We start from the raw sequence: 19951 nt of genomic DNA, 5'->3' as shown, positions 1-19951 counted from the left end.
CGCGCCGCGAGACCTACAGGAGGGCGGGGTCGGGGGGCAAACAAACAGCGGTTGCCCCCGGCACCGCCCTCCTGTCTGCGCGCTCCACGGCGGCGAACTCGCAGCGGAGACCCGTCAACCACTCACTGTTGGACAGGAGAAGTCGTCATGCCCACCGTCCACACCGTCCTCCTGCACGGCCTGACCGGCCACCTGCTCACCCTCACCGCGACCCTCACCGACGGTCCACGACCCGCACTCGACCTGATCGGCAGGCCCCGGAGCGACGGCTGCGAGCTGCGCGACCGGGTCCGAGCCGCCCTGATCAACTCGACCCCGAGAAGCCGTGGCCACAGCGTCGAGGTGCACATCGACCCCGCGGGATCCGAGCCCGACGCCGCCGCCGTAGCGGTCGCGGTGCTCGCCGCCACCCACCAGGTCTCGGCGAAGCGCCTGTCCGGCACCGCCGTGCTCGGAGAACTCGGGCAGGACGGCAGCCTCCATCCCGTCCCGGGGATCCTGCCCGCCGTCCAAGCCGCCCGCGCGCACGGCCTCCACCGCGTCATCGTGCCCACCGCCGCCCTGGCCCAGGCCGCGCTCGTCGACGACATCGACGTGCTCGGTGCCACGACATTGGCCGAGGTCGCCGCCTGGCTCGCAGGCGACGACACCGCGCTCCGCCGACCCGAAGCACCCACCACACCCTCCTCCGACGACCCGCTCCCACCGACCCGAGCCCTGACCGCTCCGCTGTCCCACGCCATCGAGATCGCCGCCGCCGGCGGGCACCACCTGCTGATCGAGGCACCTGACAGCGCGGCCACCCTGGCCGCCGCACGCTGGCTCCACCACCTGTTGCCCGACCTCACGCCGGCGCAGCAGCTGGAGGTCGCCGCCATCAGGTCGTTGATCGGGCTTCGTGAGGACGACCCTGTTCTCGTCAGCACCCCGCCGATGGTGACGGTGCACCACAGCGCCTCGACCGCGTCGCTGATCGGCACCGCACTGCCGGGCGCCATCAGCCGCGCACACCATGGTCTGCTGGTCGCCCCCCACCTGGACCAGTTCCCCGGCGCCGTCCTCGGCACCCTGCGCGGCGCGATGCTCCAACGCGCCGTCCTGCTCGCCCGCGGTGGGCACCCGCTGCGCTACCCAGCCGGCTTCCAACTGTTCGCCACAAGCACCCGAACACCGGGCCGCCGACGATCGAAACTCCCACCCGAACTGCTGGACGCAGTGGACATCCGACTTGCCACCGCAGCCCACTCGGTGACGATCCGCAACCCGGGAACCGGCGAAGGCGACGCGGTCGCCCGCTCCCTGGCACACGCACGAGCACGAGTCCGCACGGCCCGCCTCCGTGCCGCCGCCCGCTGGCGCGAACTCTCCCCACCCGACCACACCGGCGACGTCACCAACGCCGCCGTCCCCGTCGACGTGCTGCACAGCGTGCCCATGCCCGCCGACGTCACCGCGCCAGTGCGCCGCGCCCGCGAAGCCGGAGCGCTGTCCCGACACGGGTTCGACGCGGTCCTGCGCATGGCGTGGACCGCCGCCGACCTCGGCGGCACCGACGGGCCCGAACGCCACCACGTCGAGCAGGCGCTGCTCCTGCGACAAGCCGTCACCACACACCCGTCTGAAAGGTGATCTCCGATGACCGACGACGCCCGACACGACAGCGACCAGCAGCACTCTTGGCCCTCCGACGTGGTCGAGGTGAACGACCCCGGGCAGCTGATCGCCGCCATACCGCACCTCTTGGGCTTCTACCCCACGGACTCCATCGTCGTGCTCGTCGTCAAGGACGACCACGTCGACTGCGTGATGCGCACCGACTGCCCGACCGACCAAGCCCTCTACGCACGCGTCGCGGCCCAGCTCGCCCGAGAAGTCGACGACCCAGTCGGAGCACGTGTCGCCGTCGTCGTGGTCGGCACACCCGACCGCGATCTGGCTGGCCACCTGCGCGACGCGTTCACCGCCGCGGACATGGCCGTGATGCTGTTCGGTGTCCCGGAAATCTCTCACGGCGCGCCCTGGATCGACTACGACCACAGCGAGCCCAGCGGAATCCTGCCGGACCCCGAGGTGTCCGTCATGGCCGTGCACACCGTGGCGAAAGGACTCGTCACACTGCCCAGCCGGGAAGCCCTGGTCGCCCGGATCACTCCGGCACCCGACGACGTGCTCGCTCGACGCGCCGCACTACTCGCCGCCGCCCGCAACGACCAGGACGTCGAGCCGACAGCCGACGACGTCATGGACCTGGTCCGCCGCTACACCCAACGGATCGTCGACGGCGACGAGCGGTTCACCGACGACGACATCGTGCAGGCCTGCCGTGCGCTCACCGCACCGGAAGTACGCAACGCGTGCCTGCTGCCGATCGAATCGCACCCCGAGGCGACGGAGAAGCTGTGGCTGATCCTGACCCGGCAGTGCCCCGCGCCCGCCAGCGCCGAAGCCGCCGCTCTGCTCGCGGTCAGCGCCTACATCCGCGGCGACGGACCCTTCGCCCGGGTCGCACTCGACCGCGCACTCGACATCGACCCGCAGCACACGCTGGCCCGGCTGGCACTCGACGCCCTGAACCGAGGCGTGCGACCCCGGAACATCCACCAGTTGATCAGCTCGACGCAGAACCGGGTCCTCTGAAACCCAGCGGGACAACGACTCTGGCGAAACCCACGGCCGCGCCGCGTCCACATCGGACGCGGCGCGGCCGTTCCCTTTCCGCAATTGCCGAGCACGAAGGGATGACCACCCATGACTTCCGACGACCACGCCTCCCGCCCAACACCACCCCGTTCCGTCGACCGCATCCTGTTGACCGAACCCGCAGCACTGATCGCCGCCACCCCACACCTGCTGGGATTCTTCCCCTCCCAGTCCCTCGTCATGCACGTCGTGAACGGCGACACGCTCACCGTCACCATGCGCATGACGCTGCCCGAGGAACCCTGGCAGTACCGGTCGACGGCCCAGCACGTCGTCGACATAGTGCGCAGCCACCACGGAACAGCCGCCGCACTGCTCCTCGTCAGCGCATCAAGAACTCCCACCCTGGCCAGCCATCTGCACGCCGAATTCGCCGCCGCCGACATCCCCGTCGAGATCTTCGGCACGCCCGCGATCAGCAAGGGCTCCGAGTGGTTCTCCTACGGCCCGGACCAGGCGCACGGCGAGATACCCGACCCCACCACATCACCGCTGGCGCTGGACTCCGTCCTGCGCGGCCAAGTCACCTACCCCAGCCGCGAAGCGTTGGCCGCCACACTGGCCCCCGACCCTGACGAGGCACTGGCCCGCCGAGCCACGCTCATCACGGCCATACAGCAAGCCTCGGCGGCAGATCACGACGCCGTCGAGCCGAAGTACGACACCGTCCGCCGCGAGATCGACCGCACCGCCGACCGCACCACGCCGTTGTCCGACGAGGAGATCACGGCATTGGCAGTCGCGCTGGACGACCGGCGGGTCAGGGACCGGTGCCTGCGCTTCACCACCGGCCGGCGGGCGTTGGCGGCCGAGCGGCTGTGGACGGAGTTGACCCGGCAGTGCCCCGCGCCCCAGCGGGCTGAACCTGCGTTGCTGCTGGCGATGTTCGCCTACATCCGCGGCGACGGCGCGCTGGCGATGATCGCACTGGACCGCGCACTGGAGGCCCGACCCGACCACACACTGGCCGAGCTGGTGCGGCGTGCTGTGAACCGCAGAATCCCACCCGGCGAACTCGCGGACATCGTCGACGTCTCCCGCGAATGGGCGTTCTGAACACCCGGATCGGGTGTGGTGCCCGCCGCCGCTCGGGGGTCTTACAGGGTGTAGTGGTGGGGGCAAACAAACCGCGTTTGCCCCCACCACTACACCCTGTCCACACGCCCCGCGCGGCGGGCACCACACCCGATCCGCGCCCCTACAAGCAGTGTCGGGGCAGGGCAAACGGACAGCTCCCACGACTTCAGCCAGTCGAACGATCCTGTCTCCGACCTCGACCAGCAGTGGTGAGGCGAACAACCATGAACCAGCCCGACATCAACGACGACGACACCAGCCTGCACATCTCCCAGGCACCGAGCGAACTGTCCGACCCGGGCAGTCTCATCGCGTCGATCCCGGCCGTCATGGGCTATTACCCGACCGGCGGCGTGGTGCTCTTCGCGCTCTACGAAGGCGCGATGCTGCTCACCACCCACTACTCCCCGGACCCGACCACCACCAACCGCGCCTTCGCCGCCATCGTCGCCGAGGGCGGACTGAACTTCCTCGGCTACCGACAGCCGGCCGCGACAGGACCTGTTCGCCGCCCACCTGCTGGCCGCATTCGCCCGCAACAGGCAAGAACTCGACGTGTTCGGCGTTCCGTCGATCGACACCGGACAACGCTGGTTCCAGTACGCCAACACCGGCCGCGGCGGCCCACTACCCGACCCTGAGGGCACCCCACTGCCGTTGGTCGCCGCCCGCAACCAGGTCGCCTTCCCCGACCAGGGTGCCCTCCTCGCGATGCTCGCACCCGACCCTGACGACGTCCTCGCACGACGCAGCGCAATGGTCGCCGCCGCCCTCGATCGCCTCGCCGGCCACCCCGACCCGGACCAGCTCACCCAATCGTTGTTCGCACTCGTCCAGCGCGAGGTCGAACGCGCCGAGTACCGCCGAGAACCGCTCACCGACCAGGAAATCGTGGACCTGGCGTGCGCCCTGGCGCACGTGGACGTGCGAGACAGGTGTCTGACCTTCGCGCTGGGACACCGCGCCGCCGCCGCAGAACGCTTGTGGACCGAACTCACCAGGGCCTGCCCCGCACCCGAATGCGCCGAACCCGCAGTCCTTCTCGCCCTGTTCGCCTACATCCGCGGCAACGTCTCGCTCGCCATCCTCGCGCAACGCCACGCCGAAAGCACCGTTCCCGACCACCGCTTGGCAACGCTGATCCGGATGGCACTGGACGCTGGAGCACCGTCCTCGATGATCCACGGTCTCGCCGAAAAGGCACAGCAGCGCTTCGGCACCGCCACACCCCGATCCGACTCCAGTGACGCCTGATCACCACGGTCGGGCCTCCACACCATCGCCCCAATCCGAAGGAGTATCGACATGGCCGGCGAAATCACTCTGACCGTCATCGGGCGCCTCACCGCCGATCCCGAACTGCGTTTCACGCAAGCCGGTACCCCGGTCAGCAACTTCACCATCGCCTCCAACCCCCGCACGTTCGACCGCGGCACAGGGGAGTGGCGCGACGCCGACGCAGTATTCCTGCGCTGCACCTGCTGGAAACAGCTGGCCGAGAACACCGCCGCCTCCCTGCACCGCGGTTCACACGTCATCGCCCACGGCCGACTGCGGCAACGAACGTTCGAGAAAGACGGCGTCAAGCACACCATCGTCGAACTCGACGTGGACGAGATCGGCGCCGCACTGCGCTTCGCCACCGTCACCATCACCAAACCCGACCGCGCCGGCACTCGCGCCGAGGACACGGCCGGCGATCTGGTACCGGTCGGACCGGACGAACCGAACTTCTGACAACCACCACGGCTTCCCGTTGGGGTGACGCTACAGCCGATCCGGCCATCTCGACGAGACGAACCGTTAACCTGTCAGGCGGCATCCGTGATTTCCTGCGGGCTGATAATCCCCGGTACCGGTCACGGATGCCGCACTGGCGCGGTCTTGGTCGACCACCCACCAGGTGGGTGGGAGCCCCTCGGGGCTTACGTTCCGGTGCACAGTGGGGCGGTCGGCTCAGGCCGACCGCCCCACGCCTTCTCCCTGTGGACCGGTCCCGAGTCACCTCACCTCCAGGAATGCCCGGAGGGGCGGCGCAGTGTATGGGCCGGTGCCGTCCTGTCAAATCACCGCCCGGAACAATTTCAACCCGCACAAAATCCGCGGGGCCCCCGACCCCACGGATTTTGCTGAAATTGTCCCGGGCGAAGCGTGTGATTTGACAGGGCGGCACCGGCCCGCGGTCAGGAAGACGCGGGCAGGCCAGGGGCCTGCCCTTGCAGGTCGCGCCGCCCCACCGGACATTCCTTCCCGCATTCCACGGCCCGTAAAAGCGGCAATCACCCGAACGTGACACCGGTAATTATTGTGCCGAAGGCGAGGGGTCGATACGATCGAATTGCAAGGAACACCGGAAAGGCCAAGTCCGGTGCGGTACGTCGATTAATCGAGAAAGCGAAACGTCATGACCGAGAACGCCAGTTTCTCCCGATGCCTGACCGACGTGACCACCGCCGTACAACGCGGGGACATCACCACCGCCAAGCGCTACGCCGCACACCTGCTCGACCAGCTGGACGACACCACCCACGGCATCGTCGCCGCCTGCGTCGAGACCATCGAACGCTTCCCCCAACGCGCCGACGTCCACCTCCGCGCCCGGTGGAAAGCCGCCACCAGCGACACCGCCAAGACCGTCATCGCCGCCTTCGGCACCGCGTTCGCCCAACGCGACCACAACCCCAAGCCCACGCCCGAGCCGCCAGACCGCCGCAAGTGGGAGACCGCACCCCGCGACCTGCGCACCGAGTTCCGCCCGGAAGCCCGCCGCACCCTCACCGAACACGACCGCGCCCGCCTCCGCGCCCAAAACCGCTCCGACGCCCAAGCCGCCGCCTACGCCGACCGCGCCGGCATCGACGACCAACCCCCACCCGCCCCCGTCTACGCCAGCGGCCTCGACTACGACCGCGCCGCCGTCCACGCCCTACGCGGCACCCCGTGCGTGCGCTGCTGGCTCGAACGCACGCCCGCCGACTACCGCACCCACAGCGACGACGGACTGTGCGGCGAATGCCGGGACAAAGGCCGACCCGGCATCCCCGAACTCCCCGCCGGCCACACCCGCGCCGACGCCGTCCGCGCCCGCTGCGACTTCCTCGCCGCCACCTACGGCAACAGCCGCGCCCTGCTGGCCCAGTGGTGGAAGACCTACGCCACCCCCGCCGACCGCCACGTGATCACCGACTGGGCGCACCACCACCCGTTCACCGAACCACCCGCCACCGACCAGACCCCCACGCCCCACACCGACGCCACCGACGCCGACACCGGTGAGCTGTGCACCCGATGCGACTACCCGCGAGCCGACGACGCCCCCGACACCCTGTGCGACGACTGCCGCGAAGTCGACCAGATGATCACCAACGCCTGACCCCGACCACAACGCCCGGCGGTACACCCCGGTGGACCGCCGGGCACCCGCACGCCTGAGCCGCAACCGGCGGCGCATCGAGCACCATCGCCCCCGGTGAGCACTGCCGCCATCCCGCCCACCCTCCCCGAGGGCCGGCCTCCGGCCGGACACGGAGCCGCGCCCGCTCGTCCCTCACGGGCCCGGCACTGTCCCTCTCCGCCGCACGGCCACCCACGTGCACCGGACCCATCGGCGACCACCCGTCACCCACCACCCAACCGTCCAGGGTGGACACCGCTCGCCTCTGAGCCGTTGACGGCAGCACCACTCTCCAACGCCAACGCCTTCAACACACGCACACGGCCCACCCCGACCCCCAACAACGAGGCCACCGCACCCACCGACTCACCCAACGCCAACAACTCGACCACCGGCACCGCCGACGCCACCTCGTGCCGCCGACGAAGCTCCTCATGCTCGTAGAACACCTCAGCCAACCGACCGATCCGGTTCTCCCGCTCCCGCAACGCTTCCTGCCGCCGGCCGCGCGCCAACCGCGCACGCTCCCGCGCCGCCACCTTCGCCGAAGTCGAACCCATATCACCGACACTAAAACCCCGACCACACCAGCACCCCAGCCAAGCGTCCCGACTTCACGGGTCCCCGCCATCGGCGATCACCTGCACATTTTGATCACCGCCGAGAAGCACGGACACCCAAGAGACACCTCTGGCACTCCGCAGTGCGCGGCCCTATATCCCAACCCGTAAACCCCGCACCACCACAGCCACAACCACCCGAACCCGACACCTAACGTCGGTGCATGATGGCGCTGAAGGTGCTGCACGCCGGCGACGGCTACCAGTACCTGATGCGCCAAGTCGCCACCGGCGACATCCTCCGCCAAGGCCGAGACCCGCTCACCGCCTACTACCACCAGGAAGGCAACCCGCCGGGGGAGTGGATCGGCGCCGGCACCACCGACCTCGGCATCCACGGCGAGGTCCGCGAAGACCAGATGCAGGCTCTGTTCGGCGAGCGCCTGCACCCCGAAGCCAACATCCTCATCGCCGCAGCCCTCGCTCAAGGCAAGAGCTTCAAGGAAGCCGCAGCCGGGGTCCGGCTGGGACGCAAACTCGCCCAGTACGACAACACCGTCCCGCTACTGACCGAACTCCGCGCCGCCTACGACCGCTTCGAACACGACCACCAGCGACGCCCGAGCATCCAGGAACGCCGCGACATCAAGGAAAACGTCGCCGCCGCCCTGCTCTCCCTCCAAGACCCCGCCCGCACGTGGTCGGACACCGAGATCCGCACTTACATCACCAACGAACTCGGCCGCGCCCGCCAACCCGTCTCCGGATTCGACCTGGTCTTCAGCCAACCCACCAAGACCGCCGACATCCTCTGGGCACTGGGCGACCACCACACCCGCACCGCCCTCGAAGCCGCCCATCACGAGGCCGTCCGCACCGCCATCACCTACCTCGAATCCGAGGCCGCCTTCTCCCGCACCGGCAAAGCCGGCATCGCCCAGATCGAAACCACCGGCCTGGTCGCCACCGCCTTCACCCACCGCGAATCCCGCGCCGGCGACCCCAACCTGCACACCCACGTCGCCGTCGCCAACACCGTGCACTGCACCGACGGCCGCTGGCGCACCCTGGACTCCCGACAGCTCCACCACGTCGCCGTCTCGGCCTCCGAGGTCTACAACGCCGCCTGGGAACGCGGCGTCACCCGCCGCCTCGACGTCCGCTTCGAGACCCGCCCTCGCGGCCCCGGCAAACGCCCCGTCCGCGACATCGCCGGCATCCCCGAGGAGTGGATCACGGGGTTCTCCCAACGCCGCAGCCAAGTCGAGCACGTCTACAACCAACTCGTCGCCCAGTACGTCCGAACCCACGACACCAGCCCACCCCGCACCGTCCAACTCAAGCTCGCCCAACAAGCCGCCGTCACCGACCGCCCCGACAAAGGCGCCCTCAAACCCCTCCACCAACTACTCGCCGACTGGCGTGACCGCGCCCACCAGATGCGCCCCGACCTCGACATCCAGGCCGTCACCACCGCCGCAGTCCACAACACCCCCGGCCCGCCCACCCCCGCCCACCTCGACCTCGCCGCCCTGGCTATTCAGGTGGTCGACGCCGTGTCGGAATACCGCGCCACCTGGACCATCTACCACGTGCGCGCCGAAGCCGAACGCCAACTACGCGGCATCCGCTTCACCGACGAACACCACCACGACACCACCGTCGACACCCTCACCCAGCAGGCCCTCACCCGCCACTGCGTACGCCTGGACCCGGAACCCGAACCCACCCCGCAACTGCTGTCGCTGTCCACCGGCGAGTCGGTGTTCCACCGCCACGGCCAGACCCGCTACACCAGCCCCGCCATCCTCGACGCCGAGCAACGCCTGCTCGACGCGGCCCGCACACCACGCGGACCGACCGTCCCCACGAAGACCCTCGACAAGGTGCTGCGGAGCCTGCAACGCACCCGCACACCCAGCCGCCACCGCATCACCCTCAACGCCGGCCAACGCGAACTCGTGCGCTGGTTCGTCAGCTCCGGCCGCGCCCTCGCCCTGGCCATCGGCCCTCCCGGCTCCGGCAAGAGCACCGCCATGAAAGCCGTCGCCAGGGCTTGGGCGAGAACCGGCGGCCGGGTCATCGGTCTGGCACCCTCCGCAGCCGCCGCCGGAGTCCTCGGCGACGTCCTCGACGTGCCCGCCGACACCCTCCACCGCCTCGTCTACAGCTACGACCGTGGCCTGCCCGTCGACGTACGGCGAGGCGACATGCTCCTGGTCGACGAAGCCGGAATGGCCGGAACCCGCATGCTCGACCGCATCACCACCCTCGCCGAACAACGCGGCGCCGTCGTCCGCCTCGTCGGCGACTACCGCCAACTCACCGCCGTCGAAGCAGGCGGCGCACTACGCCTGCTCCACCACGACACCGGCGGCGCCCAACTCACCGACCTCCTCCGCTTCACCAACCCCGAGGAAGCCCAAGCCATCCTCCACATCCGCGTCGGCGACCACCGAGCCATCACCTGGTACACCGACCACAACCGACTCCACGGCGGCCCCCAAGCGGCAATCCTCGACCAACTCTTCACCGCCTGGCGCACCGACCGCGACAACGGCCACACCACCATCATGTCCGCCGACACCAACGACATCGTCGCCGAACTCTCCGCCCGCGCCCAAACCGAACTCCGCGCCACCGGCACCGTCGAACCCACCGGAATCCTGCTCCGCGACGGCAACCTCGCCGGCCGAGGCGACACCATCGTCACCCGCCTCAACAAACGCACCCTGCGCCCACGCCTACACGACCACGTCAAAAACGGCGACCTGTGGACCGTCCTACGCCGCAACCCCGACGGCAGCCTCAAAGTCCGCCACCAGAAACACCGCGGCACCATCACCCTGCCCGCCCACTACGTCAAACACCACGTAGAACTCGGCTACGCCGCCACCATCCACCGCACCCAAGGCCTCACCGTCGACATCAGCCGAGCCACCCTCTCACCCGGCGCCACCCGCGAACTCGCCACCGTCGCCCTCTCCCGCGGCACCGACCAAAACCACCTCTACCTAGACACCACGCAACTCCTCACCCCCGACGAACCCGCAACTCTCCCCGGCGACCTCTACTACCGCCACCGCCAAACCCAAGCCACCCAAGGCGCCCTAGCCGCCATCCTCAACCGCGAAGGCGCAGAACTCTCCGCCACCGAAACCCACCGCGAAGCCCAAGAAGCCCCACACCGCCTGGACGTCCAAGTCCCCGAATACGAACACGCGCTAGCCGTCTACCACGGCATCGACCACGAAACCCAAGCCGAAGACTGGGTCACCGAAGCCCTCCCCGACCTCGCCGACCACATCCTCACCGACGAAGCCTGGCCCGCCCTACGCGCAGCCCTCCACGAAGCCCACGACACCGGCCACAACCCCTCCACTCTCCTCCGCCAACGCACCCACGAACGCGAACTCCACACCGCCAACAACATCACCCGCGTCCTACACCACCGCATCACCACCTACCTCGACGACAACCCCCCAAACGACTTCACCTTCACCGACACCCCCGCTCACACATGGCTTCCGCCCTGGATCCCACCACCGCCACCAGAAGACCAACCCACCCCCGACACCGCCCACGCCGAACTGCGCACCTGGCTTCACACCAAGGCTCAACACATCAGCAAGCGAATCGACCAACTGACCGATCAAGCCCTGAACACCCGACCGCAATGGCTCACGCGCCTCATGCCTCCACCAGAGAGGTCAGCAGAACATGAACACTGGCGGGACCTCGTCAAACACATCACGGCCTACCGAGAACGCTGGAACATCCCCGACACCGAGCCAACCCCTCTAGGCTGTGAAGGCAGAGGAATCCAGAAGCGTGCTCACCGATGGCTCCACCGGAGACTTCTCGCAATCACTCGCCATGACGGCACCTCCGTCCAAGGCGAGCACGACCTCGCCGCGATGAGGACCCGAGCCTTCCGAGTCAGGCGCGAAGCTGCGAAGGCGGCTAGGCAACCACAACCGCCGATGATCGCGCCGTCCGAGGGTCCACGCGCACAGGACCCCAAAACCCGCCCAAACTTGACACCCTGAGATGGCCCACCACGCCTTTCACTCGCCGTCGGCCATTGCACATGCGCGCGACCATTGCTGGTTCGGAACCCCAAGCGTCGTGCGACGCGCCGAGAGGTTCCGAAGCCGAGAACGGCGTGTCCTCTCAAATTGTGGGACCTGAGACGATGTGGATAGTGCACACGTGAGCATCCGTCCACGTCGTGCAGGGCAGCGCTGGGACGTGCGTCCCAGCGAGGATCGCAACGTGAGCACCAGGTACGTGTGGCGCGGCGTCACGCTCGCAGCGCTGGGACGTGCGTCCCAGCGAGGATCGCAACGTGAGCACCAGGTACGTGTGGCGCGGCGTCACGCTCGCAGCGCTGGGACGTGCGTCCCAGCGAGGATCGCAACCACGGCAACGCCTACTGGCGGCACCTGCGCGACAAGCAGCGCTGGGACGTGCGCTCCAGCGAGGATCGCAACCCCTTGGAGCCGGACGTGCGCGACGTGATGGAGAAGCAGCGCTGGGACGTGGTCCGAGGGAGGTTCGCAACCGGACGGGGTCCGGCGAGCGGCGCGCTGTACGGAGCAGCGCTGGGACATGCGTCCCAGCGAGGGTCGCAACGACTACGTGTCGGCGCTGGGCGACCGGCTTGGTGCGCAGCGCTGGGACGTGCGTTCTGGCGAGGATCGCAACCATGTCGAGCTGCCTGCCGGGGTTGCGGCGCGACGGACGTGTGTTGGATGCGCGCCCGTCTGCTGGGCCACAGGAACCTCAACACGGCCCAGGCTTACATGGCCGTCTTCGACGAGGAACTCGTCCGCTCCTACCGGGCTTTCCTCGGCAATCGCCGCGCCCTGCGCCCCGAGGCCGAACACCGCGAGGCCACCGAGCAGGAGTGGCGCGAGTTCCAGCAGCACTTCCAGACCCGCAAGCTCGAACTCGGCGAATGCGGACGCCCCTACGGCGCCCCCTGCAAGCACGAACACGCCTGCATCCGCTGCCCCAGCCTCCGCGTCGACCCCCGCGCCCGCCCCCGCCTGGTGGAGATCATCGACAACCTGCGCGACCGCATCGCCGAAGCCCGGATGAACGGTTGGCTGGGTGAAGTCCAGGGACTTCAGGTCAGCCTCAACGAGGCTGCACGCAAACTGGCCGGCTTCGACCGGGCACGCGACCGTCAACCCGCCGGCACGGTCAACCTCGGCATGCCGGTCATCACCCACAACAACACCTAGCGCTCCGGTCGGAGCATCGGACAGAACACTTGATGCCCCGACCGCATCATCCAGCGCTGAGCACCGTCGTGTTCCTCGTCGGCTACGCGGTCCGACTTCATGCTCGACGTCGACGCCTCAACTCCTCGGCGACACTGCACGACTCCACCAGGCACCACCTGAACGCCCCGGAGTGGTGCTCCTCATGCACGTTCCTGATCGCGTCGAGCAGCACGTCGCACGAGTGCTCCGCTCGCACGACCCTGCTCAGCAGGTCATGCCACTGCGCCGACTCGTCGCCTAACTGCCCCGAGAACATCCGACCTCCCGCAAGATCAACCAGGGAGAACTCGCCCAGGGGCGGGCATTCCCATGTGCCGCTCTGACGCTCTGACCTGCTGAAACGAGTATCGGGGGCTCGGGGGAGCACTTGATCTCTGATGTTGCTTCGAGGCGTCAAGAGGTCTGGTTTGCTACCAAGCGTCAGGCCATGTTCACTGTTGTCATCAGTTGCCAAGAGTGGCTGTCAGCAGTCCTTCTGGGCCATGAGTGGTCGAGCAGAGTCAGGAGTCGTCGTATGGCACCGAGGATTCGCATGCCCTCCACGCGCGACCTGCCCGAGGGGCCCCGGCGGGAGTTCGTGGAGGAACTGTTCTCCTACTACCGCGATGCCGGACGTCCCACTCTCAGGCACATCAGCGACTTCATCGCCACCAACGACGACCTAGCGGGCACGGCCAGCAAGGAAACCGTGCGCCGCATGCTCCAAGGGCTAACCGTCCCCGCCCAGTGGGAGACCGCCCACACGGTTTTTCTTGCCCTGTGTCACCTCGCGGGCCACGACCCGGACGAAAGTCGCCAGACCGACGGCTGGGGAGAGACCCGTCGATCAGTGATCAAAGACCTCTGGAACAGCGCGATCGATGAACTCGACGAGCCGAGCCCATCACCTGCCACCGCTTGGCGGGACGAGCCGCCGTTCTAACTCTCGAAGCCGCGACCCTGAGAGCGCTTGGTCGCTCGACGCGGTGAGCGGGTCGTCCGACTTGCCGGGCCGGACCACCCGCCGCCTCTCAACCCGCTCGCCCGACCAACGAGTGCAGGGCCCCCGCAGCCGTCAGGCCGCTGATCAGCGCAGCCGCGATACCGCTGATAAGACCGACCAGGAGCCCGATTCTCGTGCTGGAGGTCCCGGCCGCCGCGCCGATACCCGCGGGAAGGCCAGCCGCCAGACCGACGAACAGAGCGATCACCATCGCCAACGCCACGATCACCGCCGAGCGCAGCGGGAACAGTGAGTCACTCTCGGTGACATCCCCTTGGGCGTGATCTTTTTTGGCCGCCAGGCCCATACCCTCTACAGTCATAGACGACCCTTCTGTTCACAGGCAGAACTGGGCAACGACGGCTCCCGTTGGCGCGGGGGCCGTTTGCCGTTTCGGCGCAGGCCATGCTGTCGTCAGCCGTTAGGGTCGCACGGGGGTCTCGGCAACCCGTCAGCTACATTTGACCAGGTGAGCATGCGCTGGCCCGGCTATCGCCCCGATGATGAAGAGTGGGCCGAGTCGAGCCCGTCCGAAGGCGGCAAGGCCATCCGCCACGGCATCGACTACCTACTCACCCATCCCTGGTATCGGTTCGCCGGCCGTCCCGTCACCCCACTGACGGCTCTGGAAGCCCTTCGTTGGATGGAACGCGCGCTCGAGCTCGAACGCGCCCTTCTCATCGCGCAGGCCCGCTTCGAGGGTGCTAGCTGGAACGACGTGGCTCGTCAGCTCGGACTGACCAAGCAAGCCGTCTACCGCTACAACCAAGTGGTCAAAGACCTCATCGCGATCTACAGCAAGGAGGACGGGACGGGCGAGGAGGTCATGGACTACATCGACGCCAACTTCAACGCCTGGGTTACCGACCCATACGGCTACGAGGAAGACGTTGCTGGCGAAGGTGAGGACGCTTAGTCCGGATAAGTTTCCCGACAAGGCGCGTGAATTCTGCTCATCGGACCAGAAAGTGGCCAAGATCCGGGCCGCACTCACCTCGATCGTGGACCTGCTGCACTACCGCCTCAAGCGCCCGGTGCGGATCCTGGCCATCACCGGCCTGCGCGCCGAGGAAGCAAGGATCGCCGCGAAATGTTAGAGCCGGAGATCTTGATCGATGGCTCGGACTAACCGGCTCAGTGATCTCCGCGCCCGAACAACATAGGTGAGTTCGAAGGCGGCCTTACCTCCGGACGGCTGAACCGGTCGCTCGGTAACTGCGACCAGGTAGAGGCTCTGAACGGCATGTCGACCGCGCTTACGCACCTTCTTTGGGATTTCCAACACCGATTTGTCCAATATACGTGCCGCCGCAGCTTGCCGTGCTAAACGACATCCAGACGTTGCGCCATGATCAGCCTCCGATCTGCGCAACGAACCACTGCTGCAAGAAGACGTCGATGGCCTGCTGGCGCAACCTGCTCACACGTACGACGGGCTCTGGGTCGTGGCCGTAATACCGAGCGTATGCGTCCATGACGATGATGGATGCGTCGATCGCAGTCGTCACAGCGGCGCCGATGCCAGGGGCATCCGGCCCCAGCTCCAGCTCTGGAACCAGAGGCGACGACCTAATGGTGTCGCCGAGCATCCACGGGTTGCTGTGCACGATGCCCGAGGTGGATCGGTACGAGCCCGGCCTCTCCGGGAAGTATTTCGCCACCAAAGCGGTGAGGTTCAGCTTGTACGGCTCGGCCTGGACTGGGTCACCGAGTTCAAGCCGCGTCGTCTTGTTCTTCGTATCACGGATGATGCTGATGCCAGCTAGCTCGATCGTACGCAGCACAGCATCGCGCTGAGCGATCGCTCGATCAAGCGTTATCGGAAGTTCGGATCGACCCTCCATGACCTCACGGGTGGCGGTGACCCTCCCTTCGGCATCGACAAGGAGCGGCACCGCTGCGCGCAACAGACGTGCGTCGTAGCTCGCGCGAGCGTCCAGCAGGTAAGCGATTCGCGCCGCCCCTTCACAGGCGACACGAGTCAGCGTCTGGTGGCTGTACAAGGTGATTGACTCAGCGCTAAGCACCTGAGAGGTCGCCCACAGATGGTCCAGCACGTTCGCGAGGGTCAACCTCGACAAGCTCAATCCCTGCTGCCACAGGCGTCGTCGGTGACTACGCTGCGAATGCTGCGCGACGACCTTCCAGCCCTCCCTCTCTTGGAGATAGAGGCATCCCGCTTGCGGAGCGGACGCGTACTTCTCGACATGACGCTTGAGCGCTTCGAGCTCCTGGGCCAACGCCTTGCATGACTTGGTCACCAACAGCGGCTTGACCGCGTCGGGATGGCTTGGAGTCGCTGTCATATCCAGAGCGTAGGCGGTGCCACACTACGACCTCGGGATGGCGAGGGCGGCACCCATGCTCATGTCCTGTCACTCAGCGTCACTACCTTAGGCTTCGCATTCGTCGCGAACGAGCATTGCTGGCTGCCAGCAACCGGTCTACAGCGTGCGTGAGTCGTTGGAGAACCGGCACGAGGATGTGTGGCTGCGCGTGCACGACGTCGCGACCGTCCAGATCCGGGCACGGGTGGACGACAACCCGGTCGGACACCACTGGGCCCACGACAGCTGGCCCGGCGCCCGGGACTGGCGGGGCAGCTCGCGCGTGTCGTGCTCGGAGTAGGTGCTTCCTGTTGACCGGACTACGAGGCGACACGCCGCTGTGACGGGCTTTGCTGCAATTGTGGTGGTCGGTCACCGCAGCGCCGGGACCCCGGCGAGGGTCGCAACGACGTGATCGTCAGCATCTGCAACCGCGGCGACCAGCAGCCTGGGACGCGCGTGCTGGTGAGGATCGCAACCTGGAGGATTGTCGAGGCGAGCCGGGTCGGGCCGGGCAGCGCCGGGACCCGTGTTCCGGCGAGGATTGCAACGAGGGCGGCAGTCGCGCGGCGCCGGTCGGTGTGAGGGTCAGTGCCGCGACATATGACGGCGGCGATCGCAACTCCGCCCGACTCCGCCTGGCGAAACTGGACGGCCGCGTTGGCGGCGTCGGGATTCGCGTCCCAGCGATGACCCAACCCTGTTCGGATGCCCGAGGCTCGCGCCGTGGTGTCGGGGCCGTCGCTGCTGCCAGCAATCTGGGGGTAGCAGGTGCAGGTGGGGGAGATGGGCATACGGATGCTGTTCTCTGCCCTGGTCGACGCCGATCACCTGGCCACTGCGGTACATGACTGAGGGTTCACCGCGCCGCGTGTGGCACCGCAGGTCGACATGGAAGAGATGCTGCGCCGCTTTGAGCACAACTGATTGGTGCTGCTGAACGTTGGTCGTGGTCCTAATGTCGGCCGCCACCGTAGCGTTGCTTGTGAGGTGGCGCGTTGGCTAGCTTCCTTTGCTCCATCCGGGTGGTCCTGGTCCGGTTGCCTGGGGTGAGCGGCCGTTTCTGTCGGTGCTCGTCTTTAAGGTCGCGTCGTGCGTCGAGGGACGACGATGTGAGAGGGATCTTCTAGGTGTGGGCGCATAGCGCGAACGACGAGGGTGATCGTCACGGTTTGGGTGAGCACTCTTCATGTTCGGCAGACCTGGCACGGAGTTTCGCGTCGGTGTTCGGTGCCGGCGAGCTGGCTTACGCGGTCGCGTTGATGCACGACGCGGGCAAGGCGCGTCGTGGGTGGCAGGCGGGTTTGCTGCGGGTCGAGGGAGCCGACGATCGGGTTGGCTTTCCGCATAAGGATCTGGGCGCGCGTCTGCTCGCTGTGGCGCCTGGGGATCGTGATGCGTGCTGGGCTGCGGCGTTGATGGTGTGGGGGCACCACGGTGGTTTGCGGACTCCGTCCGAGCTGAAGCAGATGCTGCGCAAGCCGGGCGAGGAGGACGATGAGGAGGCGGTGCAGCGGTTTCTGGAGGAGGTGCCGCAGGCGCGGGCGGTTCTCGATGGACCCATCGAGTTGCCCGAGACGTGGCGGAAGCGGCCGGGTGTGCGGGAGTTGGGCGTCCGCTTGACGTACTCGGCGTTGGTCGATGCGGACTTCCTGGACACAGCCACTCACTTTGGGCGCAGGGGTGAGCCGCTGTTGGGCCGTTCCGCCGTGATGACAGGGCTGAGGGATCGGTTCGAGCGTCGGCGCATCGACTACCTGGAGGAGCGTCGGACGAAGGCGGAACAGGCCGGCCGTGTGTCGTCGATGGGCAACCTGCGGGAGGAGTTGTACTCGGCATCGCTGGCCGCGGCGATGGGCAAGCCGGGCGTGTACCGGATGTCCGCGCCGACGGGTACGGGCAAGACCATCGCTGGCGCGGGATTCGCCCTGCACCACGCCGCGAAGCACGGCAAGTCGAGGGTGATCGTGGCGGTGCCGTACACGTCGATCACCGAGCAGAACGCCGACGTATTCCGCAGGCTGCTCGATCCTCGGCCGGACGATCCGGACGATGCCGGTGACGACCTCGTGGTTCTGGAGCACCATTCCAACGTCGACCTGGACAGGGTGCCGGGCAACGGCGGCCAGCAGCGGTGGCAACGGCTGGCGTCGGAGAACTGGGACGCGCCGTTCGTCGTGACCACCACGGTGCAGTTGCTCGACTCCCTGTTCGCACGGACGCCTTCACGAGTGCGCAAGCTCCACCGCCTGGCCAACGCCGTCCTCGTCCTGGACGAGGTGCAGGCACTGCCCAAACCCCTACTGTTGCCCATCCTGGACGCCTTGCGTGCGCTGTCGGAGCACTTCGGCACGACCGTGTTGCTGACCTCTGCCACCCAGCCGGTGTTCGAGAGCCTTTCGCCCTGGCACGAGTTGAATGTGCCGGAGATCGTGCCGGACCCGGTGCGGATGGCGAAGGCGGCGAGGCGTGTCGAGTTTCGCTGGTGGGCACGGCCGACACTGGCGCAACTCGCTGAGAACGCCCGGCAGCAGCGCCAGGCGCTGATCATCCTCAACACCATCGACGACGCCCGCCGCCTCTTCAGGATGCTCAATGACGACAGCGACACCACGGTCGTGCACCTGTCTACTCGGATGCACCCCAACCACCGTCGCGCTGCGCTGAAGACCATCGCGGACAAGTTGGAGCACGACCAGCCACTCCTCGTGGTATCCACTCAACTGATCGAGGCCGGGGTAGACGTCGATTTCCCGGTTGTCTACCGGGCCATGGCGCCGGTCGACTCACTGCTGCAAGCCGCCGGCCGAGCCAACCGTGAAGGCGGTGACACGCCGGGCGAGGTGGTCATCGTCGACCTCGCCGACGGCGGAAGGCCCGGCGATTACGGCCCGGCGATCGCGGTGAGCGGCTACTACTTCGGCCCGGACAAGGCCCAACCGGACGACCTCGGTGCGCTGGCACGCTACTACCGCCACTTGTACAAGGCACTGGAGTTGGACGCCCCGCCCGTGATCGACAGCCAGAAGCTCCCGCGCGGCCAGCTCATCCAGCACCACCGGCACAAGTGGGACTTCCCGGCAGTCGCGGACGGACCGCTGGTCTCACCCGGCGACTCGCTGAACCGTGACCCACGACGGGCGTTCAGGATGATCGACCAGGACGACCTGCCCGTTGTCATCACCGCCGGACTCGACCGCGACAAGATCATGCGCTTGCTGCGGCAGGCCCGCGACATTCCCCAGGCCCGCTTCGCGGCCCTGCGCAAACTCCAACGCTGGACGGTGACGCTACCCCGACGTCTCGCCGAGACCGACCTCGTCCAAGGCCATCTGCGTCCTGTGGTGGGCGACTTGCACGAGTGGCTCGGACCATACGACGAGAACGTCGGCCTGGACGAGACCGCACTGAGCTAAGGGCGGAGGTTACCGAGATGCCGGTTCGGTCGTGTGCACGCGCGCTGCGGGGACGCCTCGCGCACCTATGCTGCTGTGCACGCGTCGGCTCCGTGGGGAAGCGGTCGGCGAGGGTCGCAACTATCGCTAGCTGCTGCTCGCGCACTTCGGAGGAGGGTCGGAACCGGAAGACTGTTCCGACCCTCCTCTGTTCCGGTACGCCGC

General features: G+C 67.6%; 16 protein-coding genes. 13 read left to right on the top strand and 3 right to left on the bottom strand.

Annotation, left to right across the window (positions count from 1 at the left end):
- The first annotated feature begins 147 nt into the window (after positions 1-147).
- The 6 genes from DFJ66_RS12790 (at position 148) to DFJ66_RS42675 (ending at position 7150) form a co-directional block, all read left to right on the top strand.
- Positions 148-1629, top strand: a complete 1482-nt coding sequence (locus tag DFJ66_RS12790) for an ATP-binding protein (protein ID WP_121221071.1) — start codon at positions 148-150, stop codon at positions 1627-1629.
- Positions 1630-1635: 6 nt separating this feature from the next.
- A complete protein-coding gene (locus tag DFJ66_RS12785) occupies positions 1636-2637 on the top strand; it encodes a DUF4192 domain-containing protein (protein WP_121221069.1) in 1002 nt (333 codons plus the stop codon).
- Between the two features lie 111 nt (positions 2638-2748).
- Positions 2749-3756 (top strand): DUF4192 domain-containing protein, encoded by a 1008-nt coding sequence (locus DFJ66_RS12780; protein ID WP_121221067.1) that lies wholly within the window; start codon positions 2749-2751, stop codon positions 3754-3756.
- A gap of 522 nt (positions 3757-4278) precedes the next feature.
- Entirely contained in the window at positions 4279-5031 is a 753-nt protein-coding gene (locus DFJ66_RS12775; RefSeq protein ID WP_121221065.1) for a DUF4192 family protein, read from the top strand.
- Between the two features lie 51 nt (positions 5032-5082).
- The gene (gene ssb, locus DFJ66_RS12770) at positions 5083-5514 is read left to right on the top strand and encodes a single-stranded DNA-binding protein (protein ID WP_121221063.1); all 432 of its coding nucleotides are present in this window, start codon (positions 5083-5085) and stop codon (positions 5512-5514) included.
- Between the two features lie 667 nt (positions 5515-6181).
- A complete protein-coding gene (locus tag DFJ66_RS42675) occupies positions 6182-7150 on the top strand; it encodes a hypothetical protein (protein ID WP_170199334.1) in 969 nt (322 codons plus the stop codon).
- A gap of 245 nt (positions 7151-7395) precedes the next feature.
- Here the strand turns inward: DFJ66_RS42675 and DFJ66_RS12755 are convergent, their stop codons facing one another.
- Positions 7396-7731 carry a hypothetical protein gene (locus DFJ66_RS12755; protein WP_121221061.1) on the bottom strand — a complete coding sequence of 112 codons (336 nt, stop codon included), beginning with the start codon at positions 7729-7731 and terminating at the stop codon, positions 7396-7398.
- 224 nt (positions 7732-7955) lie between these two features.
- Between DFJ66_RS12755 and mobF the strand changes: the two genes are divergently transcribed.
- The 3 genes from mobF (at position 7956) to DFJ66_RS12735 (ending at position 13944) form a co-directional block, all read left to right on the top strand.
- A complete protein-coding gene (gene mobF, locus DFJ66_RS12750) occupies positions 7956-11780 on the top strand; it encodes a MobF family relaxase (protein ID WP_121221059.1) in 3825 nt (1274 codons plus the stop codon).
- A gap of 705 nt (positions 11781-12485) precedes the next feature.
- Positions 12486-12980 carry a hypothetical protein gene (locus DFJ66_RS12745; RefSeq protein WP_211351111.1) on the top strand — a complete coding sequence of 165 codons (495 nt, stop codon included), beginning with the start codon at positions 12486-12488 and terminating at the stop codon, positions 12978-12980.
- A gap of 619 nt (positions 12981-13599) precedes the next feature.
- Positions 13600-13944 carry a hypothetical protein gene (locus tag DFJ66_RS12735; protein WP_147459235.1) on the top strand — a complete coding sequence of 115 codons (345 nt, stop codon included), beginning with the start codon at positions 13600-13602 and terminating at the stop codon, positions 13942-13944.
- Between the two features lie 88 nt (positions 13945-14032).
- Here the strand turns inward: DFJ66_RS12735 and DFJ66_RS12730 are convergent, their stop codons facing one another.
- Positions 14033-14311, bottom strand: coding sequence for a hypothetical protein (locus tag DFJ66_RS12730; protein WP_121221052.1), 279 nt, complete (start codon positions 14309-14311; stop codon positions 14033-14035).
- A gap of 162 nt (positions 14312-14473) precedes the next feature.
- On the opposite strand from DFJ66_RS12730, the gene DFJ66_RS43445 reads away from it, so the two are divergent.
- Positions 14474-14920: a hypothetical protein gene (locus tag DFJ66_RS43445; RefSeq protein ID WP_211351110.1), complete on the top strand. Its 447-nt coding sequence runs from the start codon at positions 14474-14476 to the stop codon at positions 14918-14920.
- 52 nt (positions 14921-14972) lie between these two features.
- Entirely contained in the window at positions 14973-15101 is a 129-nt protein-coding gene (locus DFJ66_RS44985) for a hypothetical protein (RefSeq protein WP_281276612.1), read from the top strand.
- A 255-nt stretch (positions 15102-15356) separates the two neighbouring features.
- On the opposite strand, the gene DFJ66_RS12720 is transcribed toward DFJ66_RS44985, so the two are convergent.
- Positions 15357-16310, bottom strand: coding sequence for a hypothetical protein (locus tag DFJ66_RS12720; protein ID WP_121221050.1), 954 nt, complete (start codon positions 16308-16310; stop codon positions 15357-15359).
- Positions 16311-16455: 145 nt separating this feature from the next.
- On the opposite strand from DFJ66_RS12720, the gene DFJ66_RS42670 reads away from it, so the two are divergent.
- Positions 16456-16632, top strand: coding sequence for a hypothetical protein (locus tag DFJ66_RS42670; RefSeq protein WP_170199332.1), 177 nt, complete (start codon positions 16456-16458; stop codon positions 16630-16632).
- 829 nt (positions 16633-17461) lie between these two features.
- Positions 17462-19747, top strand: a complete 2286-nt coding sequence (gene cas3, locus DFJ66_RS12715) for a CRISPR-associated helicase Cas3' (RefSeq protein WP_147459233.1) — start codon at positions 17462-17464, stop codon at positions 19745-19747.
- Positions 19748-19951 lie beyond the last annotated feature (204 nt).

Source organism: Saccharothrix variisporea (assembly GCF_003634995.1).
Lineage (GTDB): Bacteria > Actinomycetota > Actinomycetes > Mycobacteriales > Pseudonocardiaceae > Actinosynnema > Actinosynnema variisporeum.
This window is presented reverse-complemented; position numbering and strand designations above follow the sequence as displayed.

What these genes read in the sequence shown, in the direction of transcription:
- ssb (WP_121221063.1), top strand. Translation starts at nt 5,083, where the DNA reads ATGGCCGGCGAAATCACTCTGACCGTCATCGGGCGCCTCACCGCCGAT.
- DFJ66_RS12745 (WP_211351111.1), top strand. Translation starts at nt 12,486, where the DNA reads ATGCGCGCCCGTCTGCTGGGCCACAGGAACCTCAACACGGCCCAGGCT.
- DFJ66_RS12720 (WP_121221050.1), bottom strand. Translation starts at nt 16,310, where the DNA reads ATGACAGCGACTCCAAGCCATCCCGACGCGGTCAAGCCGCTGTTGGTG.
- DFJ66_RS12780 (WP_121221067.1), top strand. Translation starts at nt 2,749, where the DNA reads ATGACTTCCGACGACCACGCCTCCCGCCCAACACCACCCCGTTCCGTC.
- DFJ66_RS42675 (WP_170199334.1), top strand. Translation starts at nt 6,182, where the DNA reads ATGACCGAGAACGCCAGTTTCTCCCGATGCCTGACCGACGTGACCACC.
- DFJ66_RS12790 (WP_121221071.1), top strand. Translation starts at nt 148, where the DNA reads ATGCCCACCGTCCACACCGTCCTCCTGCACGGCCTGACCGGCCACCTG.
- DFJ66_RS12730 (WP_121221052.1), bottom strand. Translation starts at nt 14,311, where the DNA reads ATGGGCCTGGCGGCCAAAAAAGATCACGCCCAAGGGGATGTCACCGAG.
- mobF (WP_121221059.1), top strand. Translation starts at nt 7,956, where the DNA reads ATGATGGCGCTGAAGGTGCTGCACGCCGGCGACGGCTACCAGTACCTG.
- DFJ66_RS12755 (WP_121221061.1), bottom strand. Translation starts at nt 7,731, where the DNA reads ATGGGTTCGACTTCGGCGAAGGTGGCGGCGCGGGAGCGTGCGCGGTTG.
- DFJ66_RS12785 (WP_121221069.1), top strand. Translation starts at nt 1,636, where the DNA reads ATGACCGACGACGCCCGACACGACAGCGACCAGCAGCACTCTTGGCCC.